Origin of the sequence: Bacillus sp. MMSF_3328, assembly GCF_030733525.1 — a bacterium.
Classification (GTDB): Bacteria; Bacillota; Bacilli; order Bacillales; family Cytobacillaceae; genus Bacillus_AB; species Bacillus_AB infantis.
Window position 1 is genome coordinate 205,077 of record NZ_JASHIV010000002.1, and the last position, 12,803, is coordinate 217,879.

Consider the following 12,803-nt stretch of genomic DNA (forward strand, 5'->3'; position numbering starts at 1 on the left):
GCATATATATGTAAATAGAAAAATCCTCCTTAGCAAAATATTAATGCTGCCAAGGAGGATTGCTTTCAATCTTAATTACATTACAATGCTTCAATCTTCTTTTGGATAGTAACAAAAACCGGACACCCAGCAGTAAGCAGCTGGGTCAGGCCAAGTTTTGTATGTCTAATATTATAGTGCCATTCGGTCAAGTATGAAAGTCTCAATGAGCTTACGTCTTCTGATTCGCTTGTTCTCTGCCTCATTTCCTGATGAGGCAGCTTCTGTATCAACAAGCTGAGCATCTTCGTCGTCTTCTTCATCATCTTCATCTTCATCTTCATCGTCATCATCTTCATCTTCATCTTCATCGTCATCGTCATCATCATCATCTTCATCTTCGTCTTCATCTTCATCATCTTCATCTTCATCTTCGTCTTCATCTTCTTCTTCATCTTCGTCTTCATCTTCGTCTTCTTCTTCGTCTTCTTCTTCATCATCGTCTTCGTCTTCTTCTTCTTCGTCTTCTTCCTCATCTTCTTCTGCTAAGTCTTCTCCTTCTTCACCATCTCTTTCAAATTCTGTCTCAGTTCCATCTTCAAATTCAACTTTTAAAGTGACTTCCCCGACAGCTTCATTGTTCATTGAACCTGACAGAAAGCTCAACACATCTTCATAGGTTGAGTTTTCATTCAGTTCAATTCCCTCCGTGAACTCGATCTTGATTTTGGCCTTTACAACTTCTTTAGACATTTCTCTTTCCTCCCTTGGAGCTTTCTTGTTTAATACCTATAAGCTTTTGAATATACATGTCCAAAATTGTCATCAGGGTTTCTGAATCCTTAGTATTAGAATATGTTTCTCTTAAAAACTTGATATAGGACAACTTTCTCATGTTGCGTCTTTATATAAAAATTGGGTAAATGCCCCTGCTGCCTAAGAGCTGACTTGCCAAAACAGAAGCATGAAAAAAAGCATCAAAATGATGCTGAGATTGGGTTCTATATTTTTTGGGAGGTTATTTCCCTTCTGAAGTATTCTCCAAGTATCAAAAACGAAGACTCTTTATAATACAATCACCTAAAAATTTGAGCCCCCATGATCCCTGTTGTCTCCCATCATATAATTGGAATCATCGCCAGGCTTGGCATGAGGATGTGTGACATTGGGCGGGTTATTATTTATTTTCTTTCGCCGCCAGTCGATCAGAAAGGCAAATCCAAGGACAAGGAATATGAAAATAAACAGAAACCAAATCATGATTCTCCTCCTTTTCCATAGTACTCCAGCGGGATTTTCAACTTGCCAATTATCAGTGTATGATCCTCATCCACTTCATATGACATCTTAATTAGTTTATTCTGGCTCTTTTCAGCGAGTTTCGAATCGTCTCTAAATTCTTTTCCCTCTTTATAAACATACGGTAAAACCCTGCTATAGACCTTTACGGCCACACCATCATAATCTTTTTGCGGTATTTCATAGCTAAATCCGGTGATGGCATAATCTGTACCTTCAATGATCGTATAATTTTCTGCAAACATGAGCCTTGGCAGGATGGATACAAGAATGATAAGCAGCAGAAGCACCGCTGCCATCCCAGGTATGCTTTTGTTTTTAAAGTATATTCCCGCAACCAGTGTGAACACAAAGACCATCAGAAAGTCGGGAACCAATGCTGCCATCTGCAGGTCCTGCCCTTCTGGTCCGATAAGAGCGAAGCCTGCCGCCGACAGAATGATCATGGCCAGTCTAATGAGGAGATACATTCCCGTAATTCCCAATAATGTTAAACAAAAAAAAGAGAGGATATAATGATAAGGACGCCCACTGGCATTCATCGCTAGACCTCCTTCTATCTGGCTTTTTCAAATACAATGAAGTAAAGAAAAGGTAAGCCTTCAAAACATCGACGCAAGCAGCAGCTCATTCTCTCTCATAAATTCCCTATGCTTCTCTGCCCCCCTCTTCTGCCCCCAGCCGACAGAACAAAATGCATCAAAGAACTTATAAAAAGGAAGGATGCTTTCCAGATCAATCATGGGCCTTATGGTTTCATAGCCTTCTGTATAAGCCTCCCTGGAACCTTCATGACGTTCCCAGACATCCCGGTTTATCTTAGAAAAGTCCATTTCAGGAGATCCGGAACGGGCACTTTCAAAATCGATGATACCTGCCACATTATTGTCTTTCACCAGAATATTTCCCGGCCTGAAATCCATGTGGATGATACAAGGGCCATCAGGGGCGGGAAGTTCCTGCAAACTTTTATAAAAATGCTTCTGAGACATTTCAAGCAGACTATCAGGAAGCACCTTGGAGGCATGCAGGCCGAAATGTTCGAATGTCTCTCTGACCATTTCTCTCCACGCCTTAGGATCAAAGAGGGAATATGCCTTAGGAAGCGGCGCATTATGCAGCATTGCATGGTGCCTGCCAATCTTGAAGGCAAGATCCCCGTCCATACTCCGGGTGCATGGTTCGCCTTCGATTCCTTCAAGCAGCAGTGCACCTGCCATTTTTTCATCCCCTTCCCAATGATCAAGGACAGCAGGCACCGGGACATGTCCTCTTAATAATTGGAGCATTTCCAGTTCTCTTTCAAGCTTCTCCCTGGAAAATGGAATTTTTAAATATATCGTCTGTCCTCCATTAAGTACTAATTTGTACACAGTTGAACTGAAAGACTCGGGAACATTGCTGATTTGCTTTACACATATTTGAAATCGGTCAATATATTTCTGCATATATTCCATGGGTTCTCCTATTCTGCTATAAGCTTTTTACATAGCCTGTGCTTTTGGCCGCATAACCTGCGCTTAAATAAAACTGATGCGCTATTTCACGTTCTTCGCGGTTGCCGCTGTTCAGCACAATTCCTCCTGCGCCAAGCTTGACGGCCTTTTCCTCCATCTTAGCCAGGAGCATTTTACCTATACCTGACCCGCGGAAATCTTTGTGTATGACTAGCGCAGTCACTCGTGCATACAGACTGTCCTGGGTATACAGATAGCCTGTGTGAAAGCCAATCATTCCCATTAAGCTGTCTTTCGATACTGCAGCTAAAGTATAATGATCAGCAAGTGTTTGAATCTTCTTAAATCGATCTGCCATCCTTTCGATCGATACTGGATAGCCGAGCTGCTCTATTAGTTCAGTCAGCTCCGGAATATCTTCATATCTGGCCTCCCTGATTTCCATTTTTATCTCCTTTTATGGTTGCTTTTGTTTTTACATTCGACTAAAGAATAGGAATAACCTCTTAAAAAGTAATTTATTGTAAAATAAAAGCAGGGTCAGTGCCCTGCTTTTCCATCCAGTTCAATCTTTATGTTTTTGCTGCTGAATATGGTGTAGCTGTAGCCCTTGATTTCAAGCCGTTCAGGAATCACCTCCCGGCTTCCATCTCCTCTTAGATTAATAGTATGCTTTGTTGTATACAGTCTCGGTTCGGATAGTTCGGCTGTACGCATAAAGTATTCGTCAGCCTTGTATCTCTGGCCATCTTTGTCTATAAAATAACCGTCTGAATTGCCTGCTGATGAGGTCCTGCCTTTACCTTCAATTGTAAATTGCAGTTTTTCATATGCACGGCTTTCCGGCAATTCCTCAGTCAAGACTACTTGAGCCGTTTTGCCGGGTTCTATGCTGTCGATTGAGATGCTGTTTCCTTTATATTCAGCCTTGATGGGAAGGCTTTTCCCCTTAAGATCAATGCTTTTTGGTTCTTCTACTGAATATTGCAGAGCACCCAGATTTATTTTAATATCCTTTGGCTCTTCCCCGTATATAGAATCGAAGGAAGCTGTCACTGTATTCCACCCACCGCCTGATATGTCTCCTCCAGGACCGAAGAGCTGGTTGCTGACAAGGCCTTTCTCTGTTTCAATGCTGTCGATGGCAATATAATCAAGGATTTTATCACTATGGGTGTTTTGATATCTGTAAGTAATCATGGTCGCTGTAGGAGCAATGACGAGTTTTTCAAAAACAATTGGATTCCCATCCGCTTCTGTTTTGGCAGATAAAGGGTATTCCAAGCTGGGGTTTTTTACCACTGGAACCGTGAATGACCATTCCCCTTTCAAAGTTTCAAGTGTATTTTCTTTTCCCTCATCCCGATTTGATGCTTCAATAAATTTCTCCAGCTGCACAATTTTAAGATTAATGGTTCCTTCTGGCTGATCCATTGGCGCCACAGCAAGTTTTCCCCTAAAGGTATTTTTTTGATTGGAATAAAGATTCATTTGGCTTCTAATGGGCGAAAATGAGGGTTCATCCTGATCCCCCCAATACTCATCAGCATTCATGACTTGAATGCCGTCATAATCCGGCTTAAAAAGATCGTCGTTCTTCAAATTTTCTACTTCATAATAGATCAGAGTCTGGATATCATCTGCCGCCACACTTGTTATCCTCACTTTTACCCCGCCGCTTTCTGCTTCCAGATCCAGCTTTTCGCCAAGTCCTGACTGGATGTATTTCTGCTCCTGCTCACTTTCTTCGGTACTGAAATTCTGCCACCAATCTTTAAAAGTAGTGAATCCGCCATTGGCAGCTGCCGTACCGACAAATAAGGTAAGGCAGACAGCTGCCGCCAAACCGCCGATCATGCTGGCTTTGCTCTTCTTCTTCCTTTCCGATTCTGACAGCCTGACCCTTTTTGCCACATTCAGCATAAATTCTTCAGGCATGTCAATTTCTTGTGATCTTACAGATAATGCTGCCGTTATTTCCTGCAGCTGTATCATTTCAGCTCCACATTTTCCGCAGTGTCCCAAGTGGTCTTTCAATATTTTTTCGTCTCCATGCTGGAGTCTTCCTTCCAGGCTATCCATCATCAAGTTTTCTATTTCACTGCATGTCATGGCCAGCACCTCCATATTCTTTGCGAAGAATCAGCAATCCCCTATAAATACGGCTCTTAACAGTGCCGAGCGGAAGCCCGAGAATGCCTGCAATTTCTTCCTGAGAAAATCCTTGTATATATTTCAGCAGAATCGGCTCCCTGAATTTCTCATCAACCTGATCCAGTGCATCCAGCAAATCCAGACGGTCAGAGGGATGCTGCCCGGCCTCACTTCCTTCTATGGCATTTTCCTGCTGCCTGCGCTTATTCCTCCGGTAAATGTCCCTGCACTCATTGATGAAAATAGAAGTGACCCATGTTTCAAAATAACGGTCCTGCTTCAGTGTATCGATATGGTCATGAACCTTAAGAATCGTATTATGGAAAACATCCTCCACATCATGATGATTCTTCAAATAAGCCCAGCCGATTTTGTAAAACTTTGATTTGCGTGCCTCAAACCAGCTTAAAACGGCATCTATATCCTTTTCCTTAATTTTTTTCAGCATAATTGAATCCTTTATCGCTTTAATCACACTCTTCCCCCGGCCCCTTCTGCTGTATCTTTGTTAATTAGAGGAATGACGGCTGCAAAAAGTTCCCATTAATTTTAGTTTTCAATAAAAAAAGAGCTGCAGAGCAGCCCTCATCAAGACAGTCATAATCTCACTTGTATTTTTTTAATGAATATGATTGCTGTAAGGATCATAAATCCCTGTCAATAAAAGCACAGAAATACAAAGAATAATAGTAGCGAAAGCCAATGTTAATGAGGCTGCCTTTTTGTTCAGCTTTAAAATTGAACATCCTGTTATCAGGAGAACAGCACCCATGAACAGCAGTATGATGCCAGCTCCAACATTCATAAGAAAATCTCCCCGTGATCAATAAAGCCTCTGCACATAGCCTTCATTCAGTTCCTTTTCAACCTGCTCTGCAGAGACATTCGGTATCTTTGTATGAGCGACGATCATTTTAGCTGCAGATGGAAGCTCTTCTTTGTCTGCCCATGTTTCCGGGTTCCACAGCCCTGACCTGATAAAAGCTTTGGCACAATGGGTATAGCATTCCTTCACCCGGACCCCGATGCCGAACAAAGGCAGCTTACCATTCACCGCACTCATCTCAAGCAGCTCGTGGTCGCGGACTATAAAAGCCTCCCCATTAACCCTTAAGGTCTCACCAAGCCCCGGTATAAAAAAAACAAGACCAACATGGGGGTTTTTCAATATATTTTGGACAGAATCCAGCCTCTTATTTCCTGGCCTTTCGGGAATGAATAAGTGCTTCTCGTCAATTACGGCAACAAACCCCGGCATATCGCCTCTTGGAGAAACATCGCATTCGCCAGCACTGTTGGACGTTGCCATCGTTAGAAACGGTGACATACGGATGAACTCCCGGCAATGTTCATCGACTATTGGAATCACCTTGCTTTGTGCCCTTTCACTTGGAGAGCCGACGAAAGGACGGAACTCTTCAAATTCTTCCTTTGTTTGAATGACATTTTTAAAAATAGTATTCATTTTAATCACCTTTTTCATCAGATTTACGCACCGCCTGGCTGTCACTCTTCTTTTCTGTAAATGCCCATGTAAAAAATAGCCTGGCTCCAGTAATACAGATTGCGATACTCACGTTCCTTTGCCAATGGATGCTATCTCCACGAATCACATCATATAGACTGAATGAAAACATCCAGATCAGATATAGGACTGCGGTATGCCATTTAGGGTTCCTGATGCTTGTTCCCCCAATCTTCATTCCAGGAAAAATCCTTTTTTAATATGTCTAAAACTTCCAGACAAGTATATGTATTCAGTATAATAGACGAAATGCTGAGAATAAAGATTCAATTTTCCGCAAAAAAAAGAGAAGCAGTTTCTGCCTCTCCTTTCTTCTGTCTATAATACCTGATGAAGGCTTGAAAAAACTTGTATGTCGTTTAAATTCACCCCAAGCTTCACAAATGTCTGGGCAATTTCCGGCCGGATCCCTGTCAGCTTAACTGTCATCCCTGTTATCTGAATCGCTTTGACTGTCCTAAGAAGTTCATGAGCGATGCGGGTATCGATGAATTCTACACCTGACAAATCAATGACCATGCAATTCAGTGACCTGCTTGCACCATACTGCAGCGCTTTTTCCATGAGGTCATTCGTCCTTTTTCGATCAAGATCGCCAACTAGCGATATGACCGCTACGTCGTCAGAAACCCGGATAATTGGTATAGACAGCATCTTAACCTTCGCTTCTGCTGCCAGCAATCTCGTGCGCATCAAAGCAGATCCCTTTTCACTGGTCCAGCAGATGATATCATCGGCTGTTTTGTGAAATTGCCTGTCCCATTGTTCATAAAGGTCCTCAGTCCAATCTTTTTGTTTGGCCACCTTTCTGAGCTTTGCAGCAGTTTCCTCTCTGAAGGAGCATACCTGCTCTATCATTAGCTCAGCCGGTGTACCTGCCGCTAGCAGCTGATCCAGATTATCTTCCCAAAAGCCAATTGTTGTCTTCCTATATTCCTTGTCAGGATGAAAGGCCTCCGCAAACATATCAGCCAGATAGTTTCTCCAATGATGGAGCACATTTTTCCACTCAGGGGGCATATCCCGAAGTTTGTTTTCCAGGAAAACCTGATGAGTAATCTCTCTCATAATGCTGGTGTATTCCATAATCGTCTCTCCGTTCTTCATAGACTGCTAATAAGTTTTATTTTGTGACCTGATGAAGAAGGATTCGGCTATTGTTCCCTCTTAACCTACCTTTTCCAGTATGGGGGTTCATCAAACGAAAAAGGACTTAAAGAATGTGGCTGGTTTGACCCGGTAGGTCAAGAGCATAGAAACTTGACAAGTCAAAATGGTTTTCCAAAGATAACCATCATATAATAGAAGAATAAGGAGGTATGTTCATGTCGGATATAATTGTGTATTGGGGAGATGCGAAAATCAAGCTTTCCTGGACTAAAAGCAGTTCATTGCCGCCATTAAATAAGATTACCAGCATCCATAGCTTCTGTTTTTATAATGACCAATTACTGCTTGTTAATCTGAATGAACGGGGATGGGATTTCCCTGGAGGACATCTTGAGGAAAATGAGACACATGAGGAATGCTGCAGGCGGGAAGCCTGGGAAGAGGGCTATATAGAAGGAGATTGCACCCTTCTTGGGTATATCACTGTCAGCCATGAGGAAAATCCGCTTTGGAACGAAACCAGCCCGTATCCTAAGATAGGATTCCAGGCTATTTATAACATGGAAATAGAGCTGCTCCACCCTTTTGAAGGGAAATTCGAATCTGCAGAGAGAATGCTGATAGATCCTGATAGAACCTCTATATGGTATAAAGGCTGGAATTCGCTGTACGAAGAAATACTGGAAGATTCATTGGCCAGCCGGCAGCTTAGAGCAGTGCCTCCAGATATATAAGGGGGACATTCCGGGCCGCGAAGCTAGACATGGTAAAGCCTGGTTACCTTTGAAAGTATGATTCCATCAAATTCCAATTTATATAAATCAGGCTTGGAGGAACTTAATAAAAATCCCAATCCGTATTCTCTACTAAACTTACCCATCATAAGAGTCATAACAGCCCCATGCGTACCGATGGCAATTCTCCTGCCCTGATTTGTTCGAATCAGATGAAGCAATACTCTTGTTGCTCTATCTTGGCAAGCTCTATTCGACTCCCCGCCCGGCAAAGTGTAATCAGGGTCGGAAAAAGACCGCTCCAGCAGCGGCAGCAATTTCTCTTTACTTATAATAGCTTCATCCGGCAGGAACACTCTTTCCTTCAGATCCTCAAAAACATGGATGTCTTTATTGAGCCTTGCTGCGGCCCCCTCAATTGTCTGTACCGCACGCTGATAAGGACTTGATGCAAACATATTAACTCCTTCATCCAGAAGGCATTCACATACCTTTTGTGCATCTCTTTTTCCTTTTTCAGTCAACCCTCTTGATCTTTCATTTTCATTTTCTTTTGGCGACTCTCCATGCCTCACCATGTATATGTATGTTATCATAGCTTCCCCTTTGTCTTTTTTTAGACGCCTCTATAGGCCATTTAATCAGCAGGCAAACTAAATATTAAAAAGGAAAGGATTGCTGCCCTTTCCTTTCTCATTCATTTAAAGGGTGTCTTCCGTTTTATTACCGGTATCCAAATTTCGCTTTTGAATTGAGGGGATGAGGTATCTTTGCTTTCGTTCCAGAGAATTTCCGGACCTTCCGTCTGTTCATAACCTGATGAGGGAAACCATTCAGCATAAATGCGTCCCCATATATTCTGCAAAGTCTCAGGAAAAGGCCCCTTCGCTTCAAACACAGCCCAGGAGGAAGACTCAATCTTGAGTGATTCATATCGTGCTGGGCCCGGCTCTCCAGTGGCAGCACCAATATAATGGTCAAGCTCTCCTTTTTCCTTCATCCTTCCTTCTGAAAAGTGGACAGAAGCACTAATCAGGCCCCCGGGTTCCTGGTCGGACAATGCTTTCAGTTCCTGGATCTTATCTGGAGTCAAACTCCTCCACATTTCAGCGATTTCTCCGTTCACACCATTAAATTGGATTCGAACCCTTTTTTTAAGGCCCACAATATAAAAAGGACCCTTTTCTTCAAGCCGGAAGTTCATTTCATTTCCTCCTTTTATTGTCAACTGAAAGGACATCGGTGGAAATGCTTTTAGCCTATAGCCAGTTTTCCGAGCTTCTGATGGGGTAATCCCATGCATCTGGAAAAATGCCCTTGAAAAAGAATCCGGCGAGCTGTAGCCATACTTCACTGCAGCATCAATCACTTTTATCTTTTCATCAGCCAGCTCGAGCGCTGCCATGGTCAGCCGCCTTTTGCGTACATATTCTGATATGGAGACCCCAGAAAGGAAAACGAACATCCGCTTAAAGTGAAATTCCGAACAAAAGGCTTTTTTTGCTGCCTCCCTATAATCTATATCTCCTGTCAAATTTTCCTCAATATAGGCAATAGCTTCATTCAGCTGCTTTAGCAAATCCACTTGAATGACCTCCTTTCATATTTAATTTAACAGTTGAAGGAATTGAGCATCCGACTTTCTATGCACTCTAGTGCATGATTGATCTTGTTTTGCAGCTGTTCTTTATTTTCTCTTTTTCATAAGCAAGAAATAAGTAAAGAATCCCACAGTCGCCACTATAGACAGCAGGTGAGGAACAAAAAAGAATTCTGAAGGGACTACCCAAAACATTATAATTGACACGGCAATAACCGGCAGCATGATGAGCACCCACGCTCGAACAAGCTTATTATTCAGGCTAAAATCAAAGCGATCCATATAGCCTTCCTCCCTCTATACGTTTTTTATTACAAGGATGAGACTTAGGGCATTAACTAACCAAACGCAAAACCATGCGGATTGTCATTAATACATGTCCTTCAAATTCCTCCTCGAACTCTTTGATAAGCTCAAAACCTTTTGCCAGATAAAAATTCCTGCCGATCTCATTATCTTTTTCTACATTTATATAAATCTCTTTCACACCGGCCAGTTCTTCTATACCTTTGTTGAGGAGGGAGGTTCCAATCCCTTTGCCCTGTGCTTCCGGAAAAAGATAGATGGCACCCAACTCTGCTTTTCCTTCCTTGTTTACAGGTGAAAAGTTGGCAAAGCCGACAATCTGCCCTTCTGCCTCTGCAACAAAAAGATGGGATCTTTCAATTCTTTGCAGCATACGTTCACTGCTGTAGGCTGCAGCCAGGAATTGATCCTGCACCTCCCTGGGTATGATGCCTTCATAGGTGCTGTGCCAGCTTGTCTTTGCTACATTCTGTACCTGTTCTGTATCATTTGGTTCCATTTTACGGATGGTAAGTGTCATCTTTTATGCTCCTCTGCTAAAGTTGCTGATGGCTGTTATTTTACATCGTATTTGCTGTTCAAGACACCAGAAAAAAATAAGAAGAATAGCATATAGAGGGATTCCGGCAGGATCTGACGCTGCATGATGGCCTGCAGGGATGCTTATACAACCGGCTGTACAAGATATCCTGCTTATTGACCACCATGAGGCAGATAAAGAACCAACCAGCAAATAGATATATTAGACACCCAGTTAGAATAATCGTACCAGTTGTCTCCATAACCGAAAGGATTTCTTTTAAAACTGATTCTGCAAGATTCTGCCCATAACTATTGTGTCATAATATTTACCGTCAGACAGCAGCTTATCTCTTCTCAATACACCCTCAATTTCAAAGCCAACCCTTTTGTAAAGCTGGATGGCATTTTCATTTGTTTCCAGTACTTGAAGGGTGATTTTTTTAATATCTGCATCTTCCGCCCACCTGATAGAATCAATCAGAAGGCGTTTACCGATTCCATTTCCCCAATAATCTTTCAGAACGCATACTCCGAACTCCACTTTATGGGCCGTTCTTCTTAAATTGGAGCCTTCGCAGCGGGAAAAGCCGACAAGTTTGCCGTCCGCTTCAGCTACCAGAAAAAGATGGGTCTTCTGCTTGCTGTCATTTAAAATGACTTTTTTAAATCCTTCTTCACTGATAAAATCCTCGCCGCTCTCCCTGTCCAAGTTTTCCGTTTCGCCGTCTATTTTCACCCTCAGTTCAGAAAGGCTTTTGGCATCTTCTATTTTCGCTTCCCTTATCGAGAAAGCATGCTTTGCATCCTGCAGCAAAATAATCTCTCCTTGAGCATTAGTATCTTCTTAGGATTTCGTCTTTTAGAAAAATGGTTATACCATCCGCATTATGTGCAAAAAACGAATATAAAAAAGTCATTCGAACGCCTTTGCCATCTTTTCATTGAGCAGCTGGAATGATTGATTGAGCAGGTCTTTTGGAACCTCCTCATACAAGTCGCCAATGCTTACCTCATAATAGGAGGAATGGCTGTCTTTTTCTCTAAGATTTCCTGTAAAGCCTATCCCTGTCTCTTCCTGTATTTGAATCAGAATTGGTTCGATTTCTCCTTTCGGGTGCTCAAAATGGACATGAAACATATTGGATACCGGAATAGTTGGTAAAGTATATACGCCTTCACAGCTGTTGTACAATTGTGCAAGCTCTTTTGCTTCTTCATAATAAGCATCCATTTTCCCGGAACGCTGGTCATAATAATAATCAGCTGAAAGGATATATGGATAAAGGCTGATCAAATCGCCTCCGTGGCGCCGTTTCCAGACCTTTGATTTCTCCGTGAACTCTTTGCTCCCAGCAAGAACGGCACCGGCAATCCCGCCAATTCCCTTGTAAAGTGAGACATAGACACTATCAAATAGTGCACACACTTCTGCGGCTGTTTTTTTATAGTAGGGGAGCACTTCCAGTAAGCGGGCACCGTCCAGCTGCAGCTTAATCCCTTTTTCACGGCAATAGGCTGATATTTTTTCCAAATCCCCATAATCAGGAAGCTGTCCGCCGATCTCACGCTGAGGCAATTCAAGCAGCAGGCAGGCAACGTCCTCTTCCATGCCAGTGACATCATCAAGTTCAATCACCCTTGTTTGGTCTGCGAGCAGGACAGTTTCGATATGGTGCAGCTCTTTCAACCCATCTTCTTCATGAATTTCAAGATGGCTTAAAGGGTGGTAAGCAACCTTCGCAACGCCCTTTTCGTCGCACCAGATACGCAGAGCGATCTGCTGGGCCATTGTACCGCTTGGGAAAAAAACAGCAGCCTCCTTTCCGAGCAGGTTTGCCATTTTATCCTGAAAATCCTCGATTACCTTCCCATTCCCGTACATTTCACTCTCTATAGAACCGCTGATCTGTTCAAATGCCTTTTTCAGTACTTCTACATTCCGTTTGCCATGGCCTGCGAGCGGATATTTAACCAGGCTGTATGATTCTTGAAGCGATTTAGTATGCATATGTATTCTCCTGTCTTTTCAGAATAATAGAATTATATCCCAAAGCGAGCTGCCGGGTCTATGGAATGCTCTGTTCCAGGAAAAAAGGGCCGCCGCAAGGGCTGCCCTT

At 42.6% G+C, this 12,803-nt stretch carries 18 protein-coding genes; 1 reads left to right on the forward strand and 17 read right to left on the reverse strand.

Features of this window, described 5'->3' with window-relative positions; all coding sequences use genetic code 11:
* Window positions 1–171: 171 nt before the first annotated feature.
* From RBB45_RS04585 to RBB45_RS04635, 11 genes are all read right to left on the reverse strand, one after another.
* Window positions 172–732 (reverse strand): hypothetical protein, encoded by a 561-nt coding sequence (locus RBB45_RS04585; protein WP_306009142.1) that lies wholly within the window; start codon window positions 730–732, stop codon window positions 172–174.
* Window positions 733–1,059: 327 nt separating this feature from the next.
* On the reverse strand, window positions 1,060–1,239 hold the full coding sequence (locus RBB45_RS04590; RefSeq protein ID WP_009793511.1) for a hypothetical protein: 180 nt from the start codon (window positions 1,237–1,239) through the stop codon (window positions 1,060–1,062).
* A complete protein-coding gene (locus RBB45_RS04595; RefSeq protein WP_022543935.1) occupies window positions 1,236–1,820 on the reverse strand; it encodes a hypothetical protein in 585 nt (194 codons plus the stop codon). Before RBB45_RS04595 ends, RBB45_RS04590 begins: the two co-directional genes overlap by 4 nt.
* Window positions 1,821–1,880: 60 nt before the next feature.
* Window positions 1,881–2,735: a phosphotransferase gene (locus RBB45_RS04600; RefSeq protein ID WP_306009143.1), complete on the reverse strand. Its 855-nt coding sequence runs from the start codon at window positions 2,733–2,735 to the stop codon at window positions 1,881–1,883.
* Between the two features lie 16 nt (window positions 2,736–2,751).
* Window positions 2,752–3,180, reverse strand: a complete 429-nt coding sequence (locus tag RBB45_RS04605) for a GNAT family N-acetyltransferase (RefSeq protein ID WP_009793508.1) — start codon at window positions 3,178–3,180, stop codon at window positions 2,752–2,754.
* A 95-nt stretch (window positions 3,181–3,275) separates the two neighbouring features.
* The gene (locus tag RBB45_RS04610) at window positions 3,276–4,847 is read right to left on the reverse strand and encodes a DUF4179 domain-containing protein (RefSeq protein ID WP_224950472.1); all 1,572 of its coding nucleotides are present in this window, start codon (window positions 4,845–4,847) and stop codon (window positions 3,276–3,278) included.
* Complete coding sequence (locus RBB45_RS04615; protein WP_009793506.1) at window positions 4,834–5,364, reverse strand: RNA polymerase sigma factor; 531 nt, start codon at window positions 5,362–5,364, stop codon at window positions 4,834–4,836. Before RBB45_RS04615 ends, RBB45_RS04610 begins: the two co-directional genes overlap by 14 nt.
* A 144-nt stretch (window positions 5,365–5,508) precedes the next feature.
* The gene (locus RBB45_RS04620; protein WP_224950474.1) at window positions 5,509–5,694 is read right to left on the reverse strand and encodes a hypothetical protein; all 186 of its coding nucleotides are present in this window, start codon (window positions 5,692–5,694) and stop codon (window positions 5,509–5,511) included.
* Between the two features lie 18 nt (window positions 5,695–5,712).
* The gene (locus RBB45_RS04625) at window positions 5,713–6,354 is read right to left on the reverse strand and encodes a pyridoxamine 5'-phosphate oxidase family protein (protein ID WP_129612725.1); all 642 of its coding nucleotides are present in this window, start codon (window positions 6,352–6,354) and stop codon (window positions 5,713–5,715) included.
* 1 nt (window position 6,355) lies between these two features.
* The gene (locus tag RBB45_RS04630) at window positions 6,356–6,592 is read right to left on the reverse strand and encodes a hypothetical protein (protein WP_129612724.1); all 237 of its coding nucleotides are present in this window, start codon (window positions 6,590–6,592) and stop codon (window positions 6,356–6,358) included.
* A gap of 140 nt (window positions 6,593–6,732) precedes the next feature.
* The gene (locus tag RBB45_RS04635; protein ID WP_165352601.1) at window positions 6,733–7,500 is read right to left on the reverse strand and encodes an STAS domain-containing protein; all 768 of its coding nucleotides are present in this window, start codon (window positions 7,498–7,500) and stop codon (window positions 6,733–6,735) included.
* Window positions 7,501–7,739: 239 nt separating this feature from the next.
* On the opposite strand from RBB45_RS04635, the gene RBB45_RS04640 reads away from it, so the two are divergent.
* Entirely contained in the window at window positions 7,740–8,258 is a 519-nt protein-coding gene (locus RBB45_RS04640; protein WP_224950476.1) for an NUDIX domain-containing protein, read from the forward strand.
* Between the two features lie 23 nt (window positions 8,259–8,281).
* Here the strand turns inward: RBB45_RS04640 and RBB45_RS04645 are convergent, their stop codons facing one another.
* The 6 genes from RBB45_RS04645 to RBB45_RS04670 form a co-directional block, all read right to left on the reverse strand.
* Window positions 8,282–8,854 (reverse strand): histidine phosphatase family protein, encoded by a 573-nt coding sequence (locus tag RBB45_RS04645; RefSeq protein WP_253617080.1) that lies wholly within the window; start codon window positions 8,852–8,854, stop codon window positions 8,282–8,284.
* A 101-nt stretch (window positions 8,855–8,955) separates the two neighbouring features.
* Window positions 8,956–9,843: an AraC family transcriptional regulator gene (locus tag RBB45_RS04650; RefSeq protein WP_009793498.1), complete on the reverse strand. Its 888-nt coding sequence runs from the start codon at window positions 9,841–9,843 to the stop codon at window positions 8,956–8,958.
* Between the two features lie 102 nt (window positions 9,844–9,945).
* Window positions 9,946–10,140 carry a hypothetical protein gene (locus RBB45_RS04655; protein WP_129612719.1) on the reverse strand — a complete coding sequence of 65 codons (195 nt, stop codon included), beginning with the start codon at window positions 10,138–10,140 and terminating at the stop codon, window positions 9,946–9,948.
* Between the two features lie 52 nt (window positions 10,141–10,192).
* Window positions 10,193–10,684: a GNAT family N-acetyltransferase gene (locus RBB45_RS04660; RefSeq protein WP_129612718.1), complete on the reverse strand. Its 492-nt coding sequence runs from the start codon at window positions 10,682–10,684 to the stop codon at window positions 10,193–10,195.
* Window positions 10,685–10,963: 279 nt separating this feature from the next.
* Complete coding sequence (locus RBB45_RS04665; RefSeq protein ID WP_129612717.1) at window positions 10,964–11,500, reverse strand: GNAT family N-acetyltransferase; 537 nt, start codon at window positions 11,498–11,500, stop codon at window positions 10,964–10,966.
* 99 nt (window positions 11,501–11,599) lie between these two features.
* Window positions 11,600–12,694 carry a threonine aldolase family protein gene (locus tag RBB45_RS04670; protein ID WP_306009144.1) on the reverse strand — a complete coding sequence of 365 codons (1,095 nt, stop codon included), beginning with the start codon at window positions 12,692–12,694 and terminating at the stop codon, window positions 11,600–11,602.
* Window positions 12,695–12,803: the final 109 nt, after the last annotated feature.

What these genes read in the sequence shown, in the direction of transcription:
- RBB45_RS04635 (WP_165352601.1), bottom strand. Translation starts at nt 7,500, where the DNA reads ATGGAATACACCAGCATTATGAGAGAGATTACTCATCAGGTTTTCCTG.
- RBB45_RS04610 (WP_224950472.1), bottom strand. Translation starts at nt 4,847, where the DNA reads ATGACATGCAGTGAAATAGAAAACTTGATGATGGATAGCCTGGAAGGA.
- RBB45_RS04620 (WP_224950474.1), bottom strand. Translation starts at nt 5,694, where the DNA reads ATGAATGTTGGAGCTGGCATCATACTGCTGTTCATGGGTGCTGTTCTC.
- RBB45_RS04670 (WP_306009144.1), bottom strand. Translation starts at nt 12,694, where the DNA reads ATGCATACTAAATCGCTTCAAGAATCATACAGCCTGGTTAAATATCCG.
- RBB45_RS04655 (WP_129612719.1), bottom strand. Translation starts at nt 10,140, where the DNA reads ATGGATCGCTTTGATTTTAGCCTGAATAATAAGCTTGTTCGAGCGTGG.
- RBB45_RS04645 (WP_253617080.1), bottom strand. Translation starts at nt 8,854, where the DNA reads ATGATAACATACATATACATGGTGAGGCATGGAGAGTCGCCAAAAGAA.
- RBB45_RS04625 (WP_129612725.1), bottom strand. Translation starts at nt 6,354, where the DNA reads ATGAATACTATTTTTAAAAATGTCATTCAAACAAAGGAAGAATTTGAA.
- RBB45_RS04595 (WP_022543935.1), bottom strand. Translation starts at nt 1,820, where the DNA reads ATGAATGCCAGTGGGCGTCCTTATCATTATATCCTCTCTTTTTTTTGT.
- RBB45_RS04640 (WP_224950476.1), top strand. Translation starts at nt 7,740, where the DNA reads ATGTCGGATATAATTGTGTATTGGGGAGATGCGAAAATCAAGCTTTCC.
- RBB45_RS04585 (WP_306009142.1), bottom strand. Translation starts at nt 732, where the DNA reads ATGTCTAAAGAAGTTGTAAAGGCCAAAATCAAGATCGAGTTCACGGAG.
- RBB45_RS04630 (WP_129612724.1), bottom strand. Translation starts at nt 6,592, where the DNA reads ATGAAGATTGGGGGAACAAGCATCAGGAACCCTAAATGGCATACCGCA.
- RBB45_RS04660 (WP_129612718.1), bottom strand. Translation starts at nt 10,684, where the DNA reads ATGACACTTACCATCCGTAAAATGGAACCAAATGATACAGAACAGGTA.
- RBB45_RS04605 (WP_009793508.1), bottom strand. Translation starts at nt 3,180, where the DNA reads ATGGAAATCAGGGAGGCCAGATATGAAGATATTCCGGAGCTGACTGAA.
- RBB45_RS04590 (WP_009793511.1), bottom strand. Translation starts at nt 1,239, where the DNA reads ATGATTTGGTTTCTGTTTATTTTCATATTCCTTGTCCTTGGATTTGCC.
- RBB45_RS04600 (WP_306009143.1), bottom strand. Translation starts at nt 2,735, where the DNA reads ATGGAATATATGCAGAAATATATTGACCGATTTCAAATATGTGTAAAG.